This window comes from Sporosarcina siberiensis (assembly GCF_042681925.1).
Classification (GTDB): Bacteria; Bacillota; Bacilli; order Bacillales_A; family Planococcaceae; genus Sporosarcina; species Sporosarcina siberiensis.
In genome coordinates this window covers 222,763-240,625 of record NZ_JBHUGI010000034.1, presented here as the reverse complement: position 1 = coordinate 240,625, position 17,863 = coordinate 222,763, and the positions used below count along the sequence as shown (strand labels likewise).

Here is a 17,863-nt window from a genome sequence, read left to right as displayed (position 1 = left end):
GGCGAATCGTTTTGGACCAATCAGAAAATAACAGAATAAGAACTGCAGAGAAAACAACTTTGATCAATTGGCTCAGAAATTTCGGAAGCCGATTCCAACTTGGTTTTGTAGTAACGGATCCCCAAGAGGGAAAAGATGAGATTGTATTTTCCAATGAAGCTTTCATGGAAATGTCAGGATACACCTATAAGGAAATCAAAGGAAAGAACTTACGGTTCTTGCATGGTGAACGTACGAATATGAATGTCGTTCATGAAGTGAATCGTAATCTAAAAAAATCGATTCATGCAAATGCGGAACTCTTGCTGTATCGAAAAGACGGAACACCTTTTTGGAGTGAACTTGTCATTCAACCACTAGTGAATGGAAATGGGGAAACCTTACTCATCGCATCCTATATTCTTGATATTACGAAAAGGAAAACGGATGAATCCTTACTTGATTTAACAAAACAAATTTTCAAGGGAATTAATGATGGCGAAGAGCTTAGTGTACTGCTGCAGAAAATCTGTACGGTTGCTGAATCCTATTGTTCGAAGGGTTCGAGTTGTTCCATTCATTTAACAGATGAAGACGGTGTAAGGATAGCGAATGAGACAGATCCAATTTCAATAAAGCAAATTCAAGAAGTTATACATAAAGTGGGGAATGAAAAGGGTTATATAAAGGATGAAATTATTTGTATCGAGGATTTAGAGGCTGTAATGGGTCGCGAATTGGAAGCGAAGGACTCTGAGAAATTAAGCTTTAACTCAAGTTGGATTCTTTCAATGGGGAATGAGGATGCTTCTCAAAATGATTTTTTCACTGTATTTCGTAAAAAAACAGGTACCCCGAACGAATTTCAATTAGAGTTCATGCATAGCTTAGTACCGATTATTCATATGGCGAAAACGTATTCTGAACAACGAAAACAATTTCTGCTTCTAGCTTATACAAATCCGGAAACTGGATTGCCAAATAACTATGCTTTTTCAAGAAAGTTGGAAGCGAAATTAAAAACAGGAGAACCTTGCTTTGTGGCGGTTATATTACCGGGTGAATATTCTCAAATTGTAGATTTATACGGTAGGGCTGTCGGAGATGAACTGTTTATCCAGCTATCTAAGCGAATTGAAAAGGTGGGACGAGGGAAAGATAACTTTATTGGGCGTTATTCCAGTTCTTCGCTAGTTGTAATGAATGATTATATTGATGAAGAAAATGGGGAGTTTTATATCCCTGAGCTACGAAAAATTGTTGCTAAGCCGTTTATGATCTTCAACCATGAGATGTTTTTGACATTGAAAATTGGGGTTGCAATCTCGTCAGATGAATCGATAAAAGCTGAAGAACTTATGAGACGTGCGGATGTGGCTGTATCTGAGGCTAGCAAAATGCCTGGAACTTTGATAAGACTTTATGAAAATGATACTAATTTAGAAATGATTCGAGATGTAAGGATGTCTCATGAACTAAGGAAAGCAATTACGAATGAAGAACTTGAAGTGTATGTACAACCTAAAGTAAATCTTGAAAACGGTGAAATTACATCATTCGAAGCACTGGCACGCTGGAATTGTTCTATACTAGGTCAAGTTCCACCAAGCATTTTTATTCCAGTCGCTGAAAACACGGGTAAAATAATCAGTCTTGAAATGGTAATCCTGAAAAAAGTGTTGAGTTGGTTGCGAGAGCGCTTGCGGTCGGGCGTGAAGGTATTTCAAATTGCAATTAATATTTCCGTGGATCATTTCTACAATCCAGGTTTTGTTTCTAGATTACTGGACTTAGTCCGACAATATGAAGTTCCAGCAGAATACATCCGTATTGAAATTACGGAAAGCATTGGACTTGTCGATTATCCGGGGGCCAAAGTGATATTTAAACACTTAAAAGAAGCCGGTTTTGATATATCGATTGATGATTTTGGCGTGGGATTTTCATCTTTAAGTTATTTGGCGCAACTAAAAGTAAACGAGTTGAAAATAGATCGATCCTTCGTTCAGGCTCTGGATGAACCGGAAACACGTGCTGTTGTTCAAACCATTATTCAACTGGCAAAAAACTTAGGTTTAACAACAGTAGCTGAGGGGATTGAAGAACAAAGACATATAGATATACTGTTGTCGTTAGGCTGCGGGGTCGGACAAGGATTCTACTACTACAAGCCGATGCCACTTCATGAAGCGAGCTTGCTTCTAGATGGCGATCAGGTGCCTCCACTTTTGGAATAGTCTAGTCTCCGGCACCTAACCTCTCGGGTCACAAGTCATTTTTCTTATGTGTCTGAAGAACGCCACTTAAGCAAACCGTCTTGTGCCTGTCGAGGCTGACCAGGTGCCTCCGCTTTTGGAATAGTCGGTCGAGTTAATGGTGTGTAGAAGAGGAGAAGTTCTGCTATACTGAAAAAAGATATTTCAAAAGGAGCGAATAAAAAAATGGCTAAAGTACATGTTTTCGATCACCCACTTATTCAGCACAAACTTACGTACATACGGGATAAAAACACAGGAACGAAAGAGTTTCGTGAGCTCGTTGATGAAGTCGCAACATTAATGGCTTATGAAATCACACGTGAACTTCCGCTTATGGAAAAAGAGATTGATACACCTGTTTGTAAAGCAACGTCGAATGTACTTGCAGGCAAAAAGCTTGGAATTGTACCGATTTTACGTGCAGGCATCGGAATGGTTGAAGGGATTTTGAACTTAATTCCGGCAGCAAAAGTGGGCCATATTGGACTTTACCGCGATCCGGAAACACTGTTACCTGTGGAATATTATATTAAACTTCCGTCAGATGTATCTGAACGTCATTTTATACTTGTTGATCCTATGCTTGCTACAGGCGGTTCAGCAATTGCAGCAACAGACTCGCTTAAGAAGCGTGGGGCAAAAAACATCCAGTTTATGTGTTTAATCGCAGCTCCAGAAGGTGTTAAAGCATTTACAGAAGCACATCCAGATGTTGACGTGTACATTGCTGCACTTGATGAAAAGTTGGATGAAAAAGGTTATATCGTTCCAGGATTGGGCGATGCAGGCGACAGACTTTTTGGTACAAAATGATTTGGAAGGTGGGAATACTTTGACTTTGCAAAAGAAGTGGAAAGTAATGACTATTTTCGGTACACGTCCGGAAGCTATTAAAATGGCACCACTGGTACTCGAACTTGAAAAACATTCAGATGAAATTGAATCCATTGTTACCGTAACCGCTCAACACCGTGAGATGCTTGACCAAGTGCTTGAGACGTTTGGCATTATACCCAATTATGACTTAAATATTATGAAAAGCCGTCAAACGCTTGTCGATGTAGCAACACGGGGACTTGAAGGTCTTGATAAGATCATGAAAGAAGCACAACCGGATATCGTCCTTGTGCATGGAGATACTTCAACGACGTTTATCGGAAGTCTTGCCGCATTTTACAATCAGATTGCAGTTGGACATGTTGAGGCTGGTCTTCGAACATGGGATAAATACTCACCGTACCCAGAAGAAATCAACCGTCAATTAACAGGTGTAATCGCAGATCTCCATTTTTCACCGACTGAAGCATCTGCGCAAAACTTATTAAATGAAGGGAAGCCGCAAAATCGCATTTACATAACAGGGAATACTGCGATTGATGCACTTCAAACAACAGTGCGTGAAGGCTATACCCATCCAATCCTTGAACAGATTGGAACGGATAAGTTAATACTTCTAACTGCGCATCGAAGAGAAAACCTTGGGGAACCTATGAGGAATATGTTCAGAGCGATTAATCGTCTGCTGGAAAAACACAACGATATTCAAGTTGTCTATCCAGTTCATATGAACCCAGTCGTTCGTGAAATTGCAGATGAGGTTCTTGGGAACAATGAACGAGTTCATTTAATCGAACCGTTAGAAGTTGTTGACTTCCATAACTTTGCTGCGGCATCTCATATTATCCTAACCGATTCAGGTGGTATTCAAGAAGAAGCTCCATCACTCGGAAAACCAGTAATTGTGTTACGGGACACGACAGAACGGCCTGAAGGAATCGAAGCGGGTACATTGAAGCTTGCTGGAACAGATGAAGAAACGATTTTCACGTTAACCGATGAACTTCTAACAAACGACATTGAATATCGAAAAATGGCGCAGGCGTCCAACCCTTACGGAGATGGCCATGCTTCTGAACGAATTGTCAAAGCGTTAAAAGAATATCTGCATATGTTGAATTAATTAAGCAAACGGCCTCAGAATAGTCATGTGTTCGGGCCGTTTTTCTATTTTAAATAAAAGCAGTAAACCCGGGAAAGTCTATGTACTGCTCGTGTATCTTTGCCTCTAAGCCTACGTATAACGGCGTTTATCTTCGGTTACACTAACTTATACGTCTTTTTGAATTTAAATTTGTCCATTTTTTGACGGCGTGCAAATCAGACATGAAAATCTCATAGGAATCAATTGACTTCATTTTTCTGCTACTGTATCATTACTAATGGTAAGAATGATAGGCGTTTCATACATATGGAACCTAAACCAATGGCGTATTAACATACAAAATCTATCATCTTTTTACCTTTTTCGGAGTCTACGCCGGTTTAAGGCTGGACAGCGAAACGGGAACCACTCCGCAAGTCCTTACACGAAATATTTATCCGAATTCCAGAAATACGAAGCAGGAGAATTACTAACTATGCAAACATTACGGGAAATCCATAGCAGGCAACGAAGAGCCTTATATCCATTGCTTGCACTGTTCGTCCTCGGTTGGGGATTTACGGAATGGAAAACTGTATTTGCTGGGCTCATACTGGGTTCTCTGTTTGGCTTGTACAATTTCTGGCTACTCGTTCGAAGGTCGGAGCGTTTCAACCTTTCGATTGAGAATGGGAAGAGAAGTGTTTCGCTTGGAACTGCGTTGCGTTTCGCATCTGGTATTGCAGCAGCAGCAATTGCAACTTCGATGCCGGAACAGTTTGACCTGATCGGTACGGTATCTGGGTTCGGGCTACCGTATGTCATCTTATTAGTTGACAGGATCATTTACCACGTTAGACACGAACAAGGGAGGTGAACGAAACATGGAGCATGGGAATCCTGTAGAATCAATATTTGGGATATACTACAATCCATCGAACGTCATGATGCTTTTGGTAACCTGTATAGTTGTATTTCTTATCGCATTTATTTCAACGCGTAATTTACAAATTAAACCATCAGGCATGCAAAACTTCTTTGAATGGATCATGGATTTCGTCAAAGGGATTATAAAGAGCAATATGGATTGGAAAACGGGTGGACGTTTTCACATATTAGGAATTACACTTATTCTGTTTCTTTTCGTATCGAACGTGCTTGGATTACCATTTGCCGTCGTATGGAAAGGGGATCTCTGGTGGAAATCACCTACAGCAGACCCAATGATTACACTGACACTTGCAGTTATGGTAATTGTTCTAACACATTATTACGGGGTTAAAATTAAGGGTGCTAAAGGATATACTCAAGGTTTTTTTCAACCGCTACCTTTTTTAATGCCACTTAATCTCATCGCGGAATTTGCAAGTACGTTGACACTTGGTCTACGTTTGTACGGTAACATCTACGCTGGTGAAGTTTTAATCGCGTTAATCGCAAGTCTTGGTGCATCAAGTGTGTTTGGATTAATTGGAGCAATCGTACCGGGAATGGCTTGGATGGGCTTCTCCATCTTCGTAGGAGCGATACAGTCCTTTATTTTCGTTATGTTATCAATGGTCTATATGTCCGATAAAGTTAGAACGGACTAATACACATAGAGTTCCCCGAAAAGGTCAAGGTAAAATACTTTTACCCTAGTAGGGAGAAATACGGGAGCCTAGTGCTCCCACGACAGAATAAAAAAACTATAAGAAACTTTAGGAGGAAATATACTATGGTAGGTTCAGTTGGTTTATTAGCAGCAGCAATCGCAATCGGTCTTGGAGCACTTGGTGCAGGTTTAGGTGCAGGTCTAGTAGTTTCGAAAACACAAGAAGGAATCGCACGTCAACCAGAAGCACGCGGTATTCTTCAAACAAACATGTTCGTTGGAGTAGCACTTGTTGAAGTTGTTCCGATTTTCGCAGCAGTAATTGCGTTTATCGTTATGAACCGATAAGTAGTTAAAGAATTTTAAGAGGCGAAGATTTGAGTGTAGAATCTTCGCTTTTTAATAAGGAATTGCCGAAATACTAACTCATGAATGAGTAACTAAAATACAGCTTATATTTAAAAGAGTCGTGTGCTCTTGAAGGGAGTGAAACAATCGTGTTTTTGGATACCTTCGTCCTCGGAGCTACAAACGTAGCTGATGCAGGATTTTTACAGAAATTAAACAACCCCGATGGTCTAAACCTCGGAGATATTATCGTTACAGTCTTTTTATTCCTTCTACTCATGGTCCTACTCAAGAAATTTGCATGGGGACCGCTAATGGGTGTTATGGATCAACGAGCTCAAATGATTTCCAACGAAATCGAAGCTGCTGAAAAAAGCCGCATCGAATCAAAAGACCTTCTTGAAGAGCAGCGTAACTTGTTAAAAGAAGCGCGCAATGACGCTCAGTCGATTGTTGAAAACGCCCATGAACAAGGTGAAAAACAACGTGAAGACATCATCAAGGCAGCACGCAATGAAGTTGTTCGCTTAAAAGAGGAAGCAATGCTTGAAATTGCTTCAGAAAAAGAAAAAGCTGTATCAGCAGTTCGCGAAGAATTCGTATCTCTTTCCATTCTTGCAGCGTCTAAAGTACTTGGTAAAGAAATTTCCGAGGATGATAACCGTGCATTGATTGAGGAAACGATTGCGAAGGCAGGCGATGCTCTGTGAGTCAGTCAATAGCAGCAAAACGTTACGCACAAGCGCTGTTTGAATTAGCGCAGGAAAAAGGGCAAACAACTTCAGTTCTTAATGATCTTATTCAAATGAAAATTGTGTATAAAGAGAATAAAGAACTTGGACAATTGCTTGGAAACCCAAAATTGTCAATGGCTCGTAAAAAGGAACTACTTGCAGGAATATTCAAAGATGTAAATCCATTAATTTTGAATTTACTCTATGTTCTTCTTGACCGAAAACGTATGGATGAAATTGTGAATTGTATTGATGAGTTCATTACACTTGCAAATGATGCATCTGGTATTGCTGAAGCGAAAGTCTATTCTACCCGTCCGCTTACAGAAGCTGAATCTGCGTCTATTTCCACAACTTTCGGAAAAGTAGTTGGTAAAGTTTCATTGAAAATCGAAAACATTATTGATCCAAGTCTAATTGGCGGCATTCGTCTTCAAATTGGAAATAAAATTTATGATAGCAGCATAAGCGGTAAGCTTGAGCGTCTAAAACAGGATCTTATTGGATCTCAAAACTGAAATTTAAGGGGTGACATACATGAGCATCAAAGCTGAAGAAATCAGCGTACTAATAAAGCAGCAGATTGAAAATTACGAGTCTGAGATGAAAGTTAGCGATGTTGGTACAGTTATTACAATTGGTGATGGTATCGCACGTGCTCATGGCCTCGACAACGTCATGGCCGGAGAACTTTTAGAATTCTCTACTGGTGTCATGGGTATGGCACAAAACTTAGAAGCCAACAACGTTGGTATTATTATTCTAGGCCCATACACAGACATTAAAGAAGGCGATGAAGTACGTCGTACAGGTCGTATCATGGAAGTACCAGTTGGCGAAGAATTAATCGGTCGTGTAGTAAATCCATTAGGTCAACCAGTGGATGGTCTTGGACCAATCGCAACAACTAGAACACGTCCTATTGAAAGCCCAGCACAAGGGGTTATGGCACGTAAATCAGTACATGAACCACTTCAAACAGGTATTAAAGCGATTGACGCACTTGTACCAATCGGTCGTGGACAGCGTGAGTTAATTATCGGTGACCGTCAAACAGGTAAAACAACTGTTGCGATTGACACGATTCTTAACCAAGCAGACCAAGATATGATTTGTATTTATGTAGCAATCGGGCAAAAAGAATCTACAGTACGTGGTGTTGTTGAAACATTCCGTAAAAACGGCGCACTTGATTACACAATCGTCGTTACGGCTTCTGCTTCACAACCTGCTCCACTTCTATTCCTTGCACCATATACAGGAATTACAATGGCTGAAGAATTCATGTTCCAAGGTAAACACGTTCTAATTGTATACGATGATCTATCGAAGCAAGCAGCGGCTTACCGTGAACTGTCTTTACTACTTCGTCGTCCACCAGGTCGTGAAGCATACCCAGGAGATGTATTCTACTTGCACTCACGTTTACTTGAACGTGCTGCGAAATTGAATGACTCACTAGGTGGCGGTTCAATTACGGCACTACCATTTGTTGAAACACAAGCGGGCGATATTTCTGCTTACATTCCAACAAACGTTATTTCAATTACAGATGGACAAATATTCCTTCAATCTGACCTATTCTTCTCAGGTGTACGACCTGCTATAAACGCGGGACTTTCCGTTTCACGTGTTGGTGGTTCAGCTCAGATCAAAGCAATGAAAAAGGTTGCAGGTACACTGCGTCTTGACCTTGCTGCGTTCCGTGAACTTGAAGCATTCTCACAATTCGGATCTGACCTTGATGCGGCAACGCAAGCAAAACTAGATCGCGGAGTACGTACAGTTGAAATCTTGAAACAAGATCTAAACAAACCTGTTCGTGTTGAAATACAAGTAGCAATTCTTTATGCACTTACACGTGGATTCCTTGATGATATTCCTGTCGTTGATATCCTACGTTTTGAGTCAGAACTTGAAAGCTGGCTAGCATCGAACCACACAAGTATTTTAGATCATATCCGCACGACGAAAGACCTTCCTGCTGATGAAGCGATGGCTGAAGCCCTCAATGCATTCAAGAAGACATTCGCTCGTACAGAATCTTAAGCCCCGTAACTCGGTGAAAGCCGTGAGCGGAATCTAATACAATAAGGTGGTGAAATACCAATGGGATCATTACGCGAAATACAAAACCGTATTGTTTCGACGAAAAAAACAAGTCAGATTACACGAGCAATGCAAATGGTATCGGCTTCGAAACTGAACCGTGCTGAATTGAATGCGAAAGCATATGTACCTTATATGGAGAAAATCCAAGAAGTTACGTCATCAATCGCAGCCGGCACAACAGATTTGTCGCATCCAATGCTTATATCTCGGGAAGTTAAAAAGTCTGCTTACATCATAATTACATCTGATCGTGGACTTGCTGGAGCGTACAATAGTAATATTTTACGTGCAGCTGCAAACACGATTACGGAGCGTCACAACGCAAAAGAAGATGTAGTGATTGTTGCAATCGGACGTATCGGCTATGAATTTTTCACGAAACGCGGATTCAGTGTCGTTGACAGTGTAATTGGTTTAAGCGACCAACCGTCATTTGCTGAAATAAAAGAAATCGCGAAGAAAGCTGTTGGTATGTTCGCTGACGGTACGTATGATGAACTTTATATGTACTATAGCCACTTCGTTAGTGCCATATCTCATGAAATAACAGAGAAAAAGGTACTTCCACTAACCGACATCGCATCAGAATCGGCAACTACTTCATATGAATTCGAGCCATCCGGCCAAGCAATTCTAGAAGTATTACTTCCGCAATACGCGGAAAGCCTAATCTACGGTGCGTTGCTCGATAGTAAGGCGAGTGAACATGCTTCACGTATGACAGCGATGAAGAGCGCAACAGATAATGCTGGCGATTTAATCGATTCACTAACACTCTCATTCAACAGAGCACGCCAAGCATCCATCACACAACAAATTACAGAGATTGTCGGTGGGGTAGCGGCTTTAGAGTAAAGCCGCCTAAACTCTGCTTTACGGCTCGGAAAAAGTTGGGGCCAAAACTTTTTGGCACTTAGAGCCAAAAAGGAAACACCATACAATCAATGAATCACAGAACATAAAAGTTATCTAGTAAGACAGGAGGAAACAACATGAACAAAGGACATGTTCTTCAAGTAATGGGTCCGGTTGTAGACGTTAAGTTTGAAAACGGCCAGTTGCCTGCAATTTATAACGCACTGACTGTTACAATTCAGCGTCCAAACTCAGAGCCTGAAGTGCTCACTCTTGAAGTTGCACTTCACCTCGGTGATGACTCAGTACGTACAATTGCAATGTCTTCAACAGACGGTTTGCAACGCGGTACTGTAGTTAATGACCAAGGAGCTGCTATTTCTGTACCAGTTGGTGACGTAACATTAGGACGTGTTTTCAACGTTCTTGGTGAAGTTATCGACCTTGGTGAAGAAATTCCAGCATCTGAACGTCGTGACCCAATTCACCGTTTAGCACCAACGTTTGAAAACCTTTCAACGAAAGTTGAAATTCTAGAAACAGGAATTAAAGTAGTTGACTTACTTGCTCCATACATCAAAGGTGGTAAAATCGGCCTATTTGGTGGTGCGGGTGTAGGAAAAACTGTATTAATTCAAGAATTGATTAACAACATCGCACAAGAACACGGTGGTATTTCCGTATTCGCTGGTGTTGGTGAACGTACACGAGAAGGAAATGACCTTTTCTATGAAATGACAGATTCTGGTGTTATCACGAAAACGGCAATGGTGTTCGGTCAAATGAACGAGCCACCAGGTGCGCGTATGCGTGTTGCGTTAACAGGTCTTACAATGGCAGAGCATTTCCGTGACGAACAAGGTGCGGACGTTCTTCTATTCATTGATAACATCTATCGTTATACACAAGCCGGTTCTGAAGTATCGGCACTTCTTGGACGTATGCCTTCAGCAGTTGGTTACCAGCCAACACTTGCTACAGAAATGGGTCTACTACAAGAGCGAATCACTTCAACAAATAAAGGTTCAGTAACATCAATTCAAGCAATTTATGTACCAGCGGATGACTATACGGATCCGGCTCCTGCTACAACATTTGCTCACCTTGATGCAACTACAAACCTTGAGCGTAAACTTTCTGAAATGGGTATCTACCCTGCAGTTGACCCACTTGCTTCATCTTCACGTGCTTTGTCTCCGGACATCGTTGGAGAAGAACACTACGAGGTTGCTCGTCAAGTGCAAGTAACGCTTCAACGTTACCGTGAACTACAAGATATCATTGCAATTCTAGGTATGGATGAACTCGGTGACGAAGACAAACTAATCGTTGGTCGCGCACGTCGTATTCAATTCTTCCTTTCACAAAACTTCCACGTAGCAGAGCAGTTTACGGGCCAAACTGGTTCATATGTACCTGTTGCTGAAACAGTTAAAGGATTTAAAGACATCCTTTCGGGAACGTACGATCATCTTCCAGAAGATGCATTCCGACTTGTTGGACGCATCGAAGAAGTAATCGAAAAAGCGAAAAAAATGGGTGTAGAAGTATAATTTATACCAGCAGGATAAATCCCTTCTGATTCAAATTAAGCCTCAGGCGGATAGTATATGCGTCGAGGCGTATTTGATTAGAAGGGACCAGGAGGGTAAAAAATGAGCACAATGAAAATCAATATCGTCACTCCCGACGGCCCTGTTGTTGAATCTGAAGCGGACATGATCATCGCAGTTACTGAAACAGGCGAGATGGGAATCCTCCCCGGCCACATTGCGACGGTAGCGCCACTGCAAATCGGTGCGCTTCGTATAAATAAGGGTAACTCGACGGAAGTTGTTGCAGTTCACGGTGGTTTTATCGAAGTACGTCCTGATGTCGTTACAGTTCTTGCACAAAGTGCTGAAACTGCTTCCACAATCGATATTGCTCGTGCAAAACTTGCAGCAAGTCGTGCGGAGGAAGAACTTAAAGCTAAAAAAGACGACGCGGACTTTAATTTGATAGAACTTGATTTAAAACGTGCGTTGAACAGAATTAGTGTTTTCGAAGGCAAATAACTCTTAAAAAAATCCGGGCAGAAGAGAAACTGACTTCTGTCCGGATTTTATTTTAATGAATAAAAACGGTTGTACAATTTATGATGTTAGTGGCATATTTAATAAAACTATACTAAGAGTTCTGTTAAAACTCGCTGATTTCCGTTCCGACCGGACGCGTTCCATGGGGCGCTCGTCGAGCCTCCTCGTCGCGAAAGCCACGCTCCTGTGGGGTCTCTACATTCGCGCTGATCCCATTGGAGTCGCCGGTCTGCACTCCAATCACCTTAAAAGTGTGGGAAACATAAGTTCAATAAATACTACAATTATTAGGCGAAGGATTAGAGACCAGTTTCATGTTTTTCAATAAATAGGTGTAATCCATTTTTTGTACTGTTTCTATATGTTACTTTCTATTTCAAGGTGCACTCTTATTTGCTTGGAGTGCAAGTCGGCGACTCTGGGAGGATCAGCGGGACAGGTGAAACAACCAACGGTAGCAAAGCGAACGGGTTGGTCCACCGCCCGCCCTCCAGAACGCGTCCGACTGGAACGGAAAGCAACGGTTTACTCCAAAACCAGTTCTTACGCACTTTTCGGACAATACTATAGCAAAACATACTAATAATTATTGCAGTTTAAAGTCAGTCACTAATGTCATTTGTCAAAGAACAATAAAACAAATGGAAGGAGATTTCTATATGGACGGAATGTTTGGTTTCCAGCCATTACTTGCAATCGTTTCCCATATCATTTTTATCGGACTGGCCTTTTTTGCGTTACAAGCTTTGATGCCGGAAAAAATGATACGGAAAAATCGTGTATTTCAAGCACAACTTTTATTTATTTTTTTAAGCATTTTGATCGGAAGTTCCGTATCAAATTTCTTTCTGGAGATATCCTATTGGTCAGGAAGATTACCGACGCTTTTCGGATGAAGCGATACTTAGTGTCGCCGCGCTAACGAAAATCGTTAATGGGGCGATGATAGGTAAATCATCACATTAAACAATGTTTGAAGAACGATTCTTCGGGGAACTAGATATATACAACATTTAACAAAAAAAATAAGAACACAGTGTTTTGAACGAAGGAACGACATAGTATGACACAAAATACTATAGGCATACATAATATATACTACATCGTTGGAGCATAGAAAATCGTTCAAAGAGCTTCTTGTATAAAAAGCCTGAACGCTGTAGAATTGTATGTGTTTTGATTTACTAATAATCACCAATAAAATCGACATTTAAACGAATTATAAATGACAACATCGTGTTCGATGACACAATTTAGAAGTTGGAGGGATAAATTTTGGAAAGAATAATTATCACAGGTGGTCACAGGTTGAGTGGAACTGTGCGCGTGGAAGGTGCAAAAAATGCGGTATTACCCGTATTGGCTGCTGCCCTACTCGCTACTGAAGGCGTGAACGTGATTAAAGATGTACCGAACCTTTCGGACGTTGGCACAATTAGCGAAGTATTGAAAAGCTTGGATGCGAAAGTAGAAAACCGACTGGATGTTAATGAAGTCATCATTGATTCGACAGAACAGTTATCAAGCGAAGCTCAATTTGAATATGTACGTAAAATGCGTGCATCTATTCTTGTAATGGGACCACTTCTTGCTCGTAATCGTTTTGCTCGTATCGCTTTACCAGGTGGCTGTGCAATTGGGTCAAGACCAATTGATCAACATTTAAAAGGCTTTGAAGCAATGGGTGCTGAAATTACATTTGGTCATGGACATGTTGAAGCAAATGTACCAAACGGCTTAAAGGGTGCTAAGATTTATTTGGATTTCCCAAGTGTAGGTGCTACTGAAAACATTATGACTGCAGCTGCATTGGCACAAGGTACAACGATTATTGAAAACGCGGCAAAAGAACCAGAAATTGTAGACGTAGCGAATTTTATTAACGAAATGGGCGGTAAAGTTGTTGGTGCTGGAACAGATACAATACGCATTGAAGGTGTATTGAAATTATATGGCACAACGCATCATATTATACCTGATCGTATCGAAACAGGGACTTTTATGGTTGCAGCAGCAATTACAGGTGGCGATGTCATTATTGAAAATGCGGTTCCAGAACATAATGCTGCACTGATTTCCAAAATGGAAGAAATGGGCGTTATCATTACGGAATTAGACGAAGGAATTCGTGTAACTGCTGAATATCCTTTGAAATCAGTGGACTTGAAAACAATGCCACACCCAGGGTTCCCAACAGATATGCAATCCCAAATGATGGCACTTATGTTAACATCGACGGGTACTGGAATTTTAACTGAAACGGTATTTGAAAATCGATTTATGCACGTTGAAGAATTTCGTCGTATGAATGCATCCGTAAAAATCGAAGGAAGATCTGTCGTCTTATCAGGACCTTCTGATTTACAAGGAGCGGAAGTAGCTGCAACGGATCTTAGAGCGGCCGCAGCACTTATTCTTGCAGGTCTTGCAGCAGACGGAGTTACACGCGTTACGGAATTATCGCATCTTGACCGCGGATATGTGAATTTCCATGGCAAACTCGCTGCACTTGGAGCGGATATTGTACGTGTTTCACCTGAATCCCTTACAGAAAAGAAAGTACAAACGGTCTAATTTCATAACTTTTATTCAATAAGGCCATGTCCAACTGGATGTGGTCTTTTTGTGTGGGGTGAAGTAATGAATAAAAACTGCTGAAAATCATATAATCGACTATGCGAAAACTATTGAATGTATGGAGTGCCTTATTGCTACTGACGCTGATGCTTTTTTTTGTGCCGATTTTATTACACAAGGCTCCGGACGCTGTAATTGTTCAACAGGAAAGTGAGGTGGAAACGTGTCAGGTGGACATTACGGTTATTGGATTGGACGAGCCAGTTCCTCTTGAAGAGTATGTTAAAGGAGTCGTATCAGCTGAAATGCCTGTTACATTTCAAGATGAGGCTTTGAAAGCCCAGGCGATTGCAGCTCGGACATATGCCCTTAGATTAACGGAGTTCGGTAGGAAACCAATTGCCGCTGACGTTTCTGCACAAGTCTTCAATACCCTGGAAAAACGGAAAGAACGATGGGGCAAAGATTTTAAACGCAACGAACGGAAATTGACGAAACTCGTGAATGAGACTGCGGGTGAAACAATCGTTTATGAAAATAAAATGATTTCAGCGATGTTTTTTTCGACGTCCAATGGGAAGACTGAAACTGCGCAGAACTATGGAGGAAACGATATTCCATATTTACAAAGTGTTGATAGTCCAGGAGAAGACAAAGTCGCTCCTTCATTTAATAAAGAAAAAGAACTGACGTTGGCGGAATGGAATGCAGCTCTTGGAATGCAGTGGAATGATGAGATGTTCAAATCATTGAAACTCGTTCGAAACTCAACGGGGCGTGTTCAAAAAGTGGTTTCCAATAATTTTGATTTAAAAGGTCGTGAAATGCGTGAAGTATTAGGGCTTGCGTCAACAGATTTTGATATAGCCTATGATTTAACAAACAATATTGTTCTTGTTAAAACAGTTGGTTATGGGCACGGTGTTGGGATGAGTCAATACGGTGCGGATGTCTTTGCAGCCGAGGGTTGGACGGCAAAACAGATTCTAGAACACTATTATTCAGGGACAGAAATAAAAAATTTCACTTTACTTGATTCAGAATGTTTAAAATCATGTTGACTTGCAAACAATAGCAAGTGAGGTGATGACTATGCGAGAAGAAAAACCGAAAGCCCCTTCTCAGAAGAAAACAAGTACACAAAGAAAAAATTGGTTTTGGCCTGTTATGTATTCGAGTATGGCGATTGTCTTCGTAGGCATGATTTGGGGGTATAACGCACTTATAAATGTAGATACCCCAGACGTGAAAGATACTGCGACGGAGACGCCAAAACCGGATGGGTTAGTGGTCGAAACGAATGCACAGAAGGAAAACATCAAGTATCCATTTGCTGAAGCCCTTCTAGATGACGTGGAAATCCTCCAGGAATATTATGACCCAGAGGCATCCGTGGAAATGCGTGAAAAAGCATTACTTGTATTCAATCAAACGTACACAACGAATACGGGCATTTCCATTTCAGTAGGGGGTGAGCCATTTGAAGTAGTTGCGTCGATGAGTGGAGTTGTAGATGAAATCGTTATGGATCCATTCATAGGTAATGAAATTGTAATCGCTCATAACGATGGACTGAAAACAGTCTATGCTTCTGTCACAGGTGTCCTTGTAAAACCAGGTGATGAAGTCCTTCAAGGACAAGCCCTTGGAACAGCAACTGAAAATGATTGGAATCCGACTGCCGGAATTCATTTGCATTACAAAGTGCTGCTCAATGATAAAACGGTCAGTCCGCACTCGTATCTAGGATTCTAATGTAAGTCTGTTTCAAAAGAGCCGCTCCAGTTTGTTTTGGAGGGGCTTTTTTCATGTTCAAATAAATTCTATCAATCCCCTATAGAAGCTAGACTCACCCTCTTAAATCACGCATACCTGAGGAAAGCACAGCATAAGATAAGTAAAGATTCTGAGCCGATAGGAAAGGAAGAGGGCGTGCACGAGCAAATTAGGAGGCGATGCGTGCGCCTCGGGGAGTTGCTGATGGAAACTGAAGTTACCGTACGCGTACTAGCGAAGGCGACGGGCTATTCGAAAAGCACGGTCCATAAAGACTTAACAGAACGATTGCCGAATGTAGATACGGCACTTGCAGAAGACGTTGCAAAAATTCTTGCGTATCATAAATCCGTCAGACACATACGGGGTGGCGAGGCAACGCGCATTAAATGGATGAATGAATCTCGGAAAGTCGAGAAATGACACGGAAGTACTGAAGCGGTTTCGTAGATTTTAACGAAACTGTTTTTTTTATTGTCTAATTGTGGAAAAATGTGGAATGCTAAATGTGTTTACTATGTTCATTTTGCGGTTACTGTGATAAAATTGTATTAAGAGCGTGAAAAAATAACATACATAATATTCCACTTAATGATACCGGAAGGGGTAAATCCATCAATGTTTGCAAAAGATATAGGGATTGATTTGGGTACAGCGAATGTTCTCATACATGTAAAAGGCAAAGGCATTGTTTTAAATGAACCATCGGTCGTCGCTGTAGATAAATTAAGCAATAAAGTACTTGCGGTAGGAGAAGAAGCGTATCGCATGGTTGGGAGAACACCGGGCAACATCGTAGTCATTCGCCCACTAAAAGACGGAGTCATTGCAGATTTCGACATCACTGAAGCAATGCTCAGTCACTTTATTACAAAGTTAAAAGTCAAAGGGATCTTCTCTAAACCCCGCATACTAATCTGTTGCCCGACAAACATCACAAGCGTTGAGCAAAAAGCAATTCGACAAGCTGCAGAAAAGTCTGGTGGTAAGAAAATTTACCTCGAAGAAGAACCGAAAGTTGCTGCAATTGGTGCCGGTATGGATATCTTCCAACCGAGTGGAAATATGGTCATTGATATTGGTGGTGGAACGACAGATGTAGCCGTTCTTTCCATGGGTGACATCGTAACATCGGAATCCATTAATATTGCTGGAGACACATTTGATAATGACATCACACAATACATTAAACGAGAATATAAACTGCTAATAGGGGAACGAACTGCAGAAGACATTAAAGTTCATGTCGGAACCGTATTCCCAGGTGGACGTGACGAAGAACTCGATATTCGAGGCCGTGATATGGTTACGGGACTTCCGCGCACGATTACAGTGAATTCCAAAGAAATTGGGAATGCTTTAAAAGAATCGGTTCAATTAATTGTACAAGCTGCTAAAAATGTTTTGGAAAGAACACCGCCTGAACTATCTGCGGACATCATTGACCGAGGCGTGTTTTTGACAGGTGGGGGAGCTCTTCTTCACGGAATAGATCAGTTGCTTGCGGACCAATTAAAAGTACCGGTATTTGTTTCGGATAATCCACTGGATTGCGTAGCAATTGGGACTGGAATTTTGCTAGATAGTATTTCAAAAAGTTCAAGACGAGCTTAACTTAAAACTAAGAAAGG

General features: G+C 41.2%; 18 protein-coding genes. All 18 read left to right on the top strand.

Annotated features, from left to right (window positions below; all coding sequences use genetic code 11):
- Positions 1-11 precede the first annotated feature (11 nt).
- The 18 genes from ACFSFY_RS15110 (at position 12) to mreB (ending at position 17,846) form a co-directional block, all read left to right on the top strand.
- Positions 12-2,216, top strand: coding sequence for an EAL domain-containing protein (locus tag ACFSFY_RS15110; protein ID WP_381539445.1), 2,205 nt, complete (start codon positions 12-14; stop codon positions 2,214-2,216).
- 204 nt (positions 2,217-2,420) lie between these two features.
- Entirely contained in the window at positions 2,421-3,050 is a 630-nt protein-coding gene (gene upp / locus ACFSFY_RS15105) for a uracil phosphoribosyltransferase (protein ID WP_381539443.1), read from the top strand.
- 25 nt (positions 3,051-3,075) lie between these two features.
- Complete coding sequence (gene wecB / locus ACFSFY_RS15100) at positions 3,076-4,197, top strand: non-hydrolyzing UDP-N-acetylglucosamine 2-epimerase (RefSeq protein WP_381539647.1); 1,122 nt, start codon at positions 3,076-3,078, stop codon at positions 4,195-4,197.
- 457 nt (positions 4,198-4,654) lie between these two features.
- Positions 4,655-5,035: an ATP synthase subunit I gene (locus ACFSFY_RS15095; RefSeq protein ID WP_381539441.1), complete on the top strand. Its 381-nt coding sequence runs from the start codon at positions 4,655-4,657 to the stop codon at positions 5,033-5,035.
- 7 nt (positions 5,036-5,042) lie between these two features.
- Entirely contained in the window at positions 5,043-5,750 is a 708-nt protein-coding gene (gene atpB / locus ACFSFY_RS15090) for a F0F1 ATP synthase subunit A (RefSeq protein ID WP_381539439.1), read from the top strand.
- A 125-nt stretch (positions 5,751-5,875) separates the two neighbouring features.
- Complete coding sequence (atpE, locus tag ACFSFY_RS15085; RefSeq protein WP_381539437.1) at positions 5,876-6,100, top strand: F0F1 ATP synthase subunit C; 225 nt, start codon at positions 5,876-5,878, stop codon at positions 6,098-6,100.
- Between the two features lie 149 nt (positions 6,101-6,249).
- Positions 6,250-6,810: a F0F1 ATP synthase subunit B gene (gene atpF / locus ACFSFY_RS15080; RefSeq protein WP_381539436.1), complete on the top strand. Its 561-nt coding sequence runs from the start codon at positions 6,250-6,252 to the stop codon at positions 6,808-6,810.
- Positions 6,807-7,352 carry a F0F1 ATP synthase subunit delta gene (locus tag ACFSFY_RS15075; RefSeq protein ID WP_381539434.1) on the top strand — a complete coding sequence of 182 codons (546 nt, stop codon included), beginning with the start codon at positions 6,807-6,809 and terminating at the stop codon, positions 7,350-7,352. The genes atpF and ACFSFY_RS15075 overlap by 4 nt, the downstream gene beginning before the upstream one ends.
- A 19-nt stretch (positions 7,353-7,371) precedes the next feature.
- Positions 7,372-8,883 carry a F0F1 ATP synthase subunit alpha gene (gene atpA, locus ACFSFY_RS15070; protein WP_381539432.1) on the top strand — a complete coding sequence of 504 codons (1,512 nt, stop codon included), beginning with the start codon at positions 7,372-7,374 and terminating at the stop codon, positions 8,881-8,883.
- A 60-nt stretch (positions 8,884-8,943) separates the two neighbouring features.
- Positions 8,944-9,801, top strand: coding sequence for an ATP synthase F1 subunit gamma (gene atpG, locus ACFSFY_RS15065; protein ID WP_381539430.1), 858 nt, complete (start codon positions 8,944-8,946; stop codon positions 9,799-9,801).
- Positions 9,802-9,938: 137 nt separating this feature from the next.
- Positions 9,939-11,354, top strand: a complete 1,416-nt coding sequence (gene atpD / locus ACFSFY_RS15060; protein ID WP_381539429.1) for a F0F1 ATP synthase subunit beta — start codon at positions 9,939-9,941, stop codon at positions 11,352-11,354.
- Positions 11,355-11,456: 102 nt separating this feature from the next.
- A complete protein-coding gene (locus tag ACFSFY_RS15055) occupies positions 11,457-11,858 on the top strand; it encodes a F0F1 ATP synthase subunit epsilon (protein WP_381539427.1) in 402 nt (133 codons plus the stop codon).
- 680 nt (positions 11,859-12,538) lie between these two features.
- On the top strand, positions 12,539-12,775 hold the full coding sequence (locus ACFSFY_RS15050; protein ID WP_381539425.1) for a DUF1146 family protein: 237 nt from the start codon (positions 12,539-12,541) through the stop codon (positions 12,773-12,775).
- A 379-nt stretch (positions 12,776-13,154) separates the two neighbouring features.
- Positions 13,155-14,453 carry a UDP-N-acetylglucosamine 1-carboxyvinyltransferase gene (gene murA / locus ACFSFY_RS15045; RefSeq protein WP_381539424.1) on the top strand — a complete coding sequence of 433 codons (1,299 nt, stop codon included), beginning with the start codon at positions 13,155-13,157 and terminating at the stop codon, positions 14,451-14,453.
- 134 nt (positions 14,454-14,587) lie between these two features.
- On the top strand, positions 14,588-15,517 hold the full coding sequence (gene spoIID / locus ACFSFY_RS15040; protein ID WP_381539422.1) for a stage II sporulation protein D: 930 nt from the start codon (positions 14,588-14,590) through the stop codon (positions 15,515-15,517).
- A 31-nt stretch (positions 15,518-15,548) separates the two neighbouring features.
- Positions 15,549-16,211 carry a peptidoglycan DD-metalloendopeptidase family protein gene (locus tag ACFSFY_RS15035; protein ID WP_381539420.1) on the top strand — a complete coding sequence of 221 codons (663 nt, stop codon included), beginning with the start codon at positions 15,549-15,551 and terminating at the stop codon, positions 16,209-16,211.
- A 177-nt stretch (positions 16,212-16,388) separates the two neighbouring features.
- Positions 16,389-16,655, top strand: coding sequence for a sporulation transcriptional regulator SpoIIID (locus tag ACFSFY_RS15030; protein ID WP_381539418.1), 267 nt, complete (start codon positions 16,389-16,391; stop codon positions 16,653-16,655).
- Positions 16,656-16,850: 195 nt separating this feature from the next.
- Positions 16,851-17,846 carry a rod shape-determining protein gene (mreB, locus tag ACFSFY_RS15025; protein WP_381539416.1) on the top strand — a complete coding sequence of 332 codons (996 nt, stop codon included), beginning with the start codon at positions 16,851-16,853 and terminating at the stop codon, positions 17,844-17,846.
- Positions 17,847-17,863: the final 17 nt, after the last annotated feature.

Coding starts and splice junctions, on each gene's coding strand:
- upp (WP_381539443.1), top strand. CDS start 2,421: ATGGCTAAAGTACATGTTTTCGATCACCCACTTATTCAGCACAAACTT.
- ACFSFY_RS15095 (WP_381539441.1), top strand. CDS start 4,655: ATGCAAACATTACGGGAAATCCATAGCAGGCAACGAAGAGCCTTATAT.
- atpB (WP_381539439.1), top strand. CDS start 5,043: ATGGAGCATGGGAATCCTGTAGAATCAATATTTGGGATATACTACAAT.
- atpE (WP_381539437.1), top strand. CDS start 5,876: ATGGTAGGTTCAGTTGGTTTATTAGCAGCAGCAATCGCAATCGGTCTT.
- atpA (WP_381539432.1), top strand. CDS start 7,372: ATGAGCATCAAAGCTGAAGAAATCAGCGTACTAATAAAGCAGCAGATT.
- atpG (WP_381539430.1), top strand. CDS start 8,944: ATGGGATCATTACGCGAAATACAAAACCGTATTGTTTCGACGAAAAAA.
- atpD (WP_381539429.1), top strand. CDS start 9,939: ATGAACAAAGGACATGTTCTTCAAGTAATGGGTCCGGTTGTAGACGTT.
- ACFSFY_RS15055 (WP_381539427.1), top strand. CDS start 11,457: ATGAGCACAATGAAAATCAATATCGTCACTCCCGACGGCCCTGTTGTT.
- ACFSFY_RS15050 (WP_381539425.1), top strand. CDS start 12,539: ATGGACGGAATGTTTGGTTTCCAGCCATTACTTGCAATCGTTTCCCAT.
- ACFSFY_RS15035 (WP_381539420.1), top strand. CDS start 15,549: ATGCGAGAAGAAAAACCGAAAGCCCCTTCTCAGAAGAAAACAAGTACA.
- mreB (WP_381539416.1), top strand. CDS start 16,851: ATGTTTGCAAAAGATATAGGGATTGATTTGGGTACAGCGAATGTTCTC.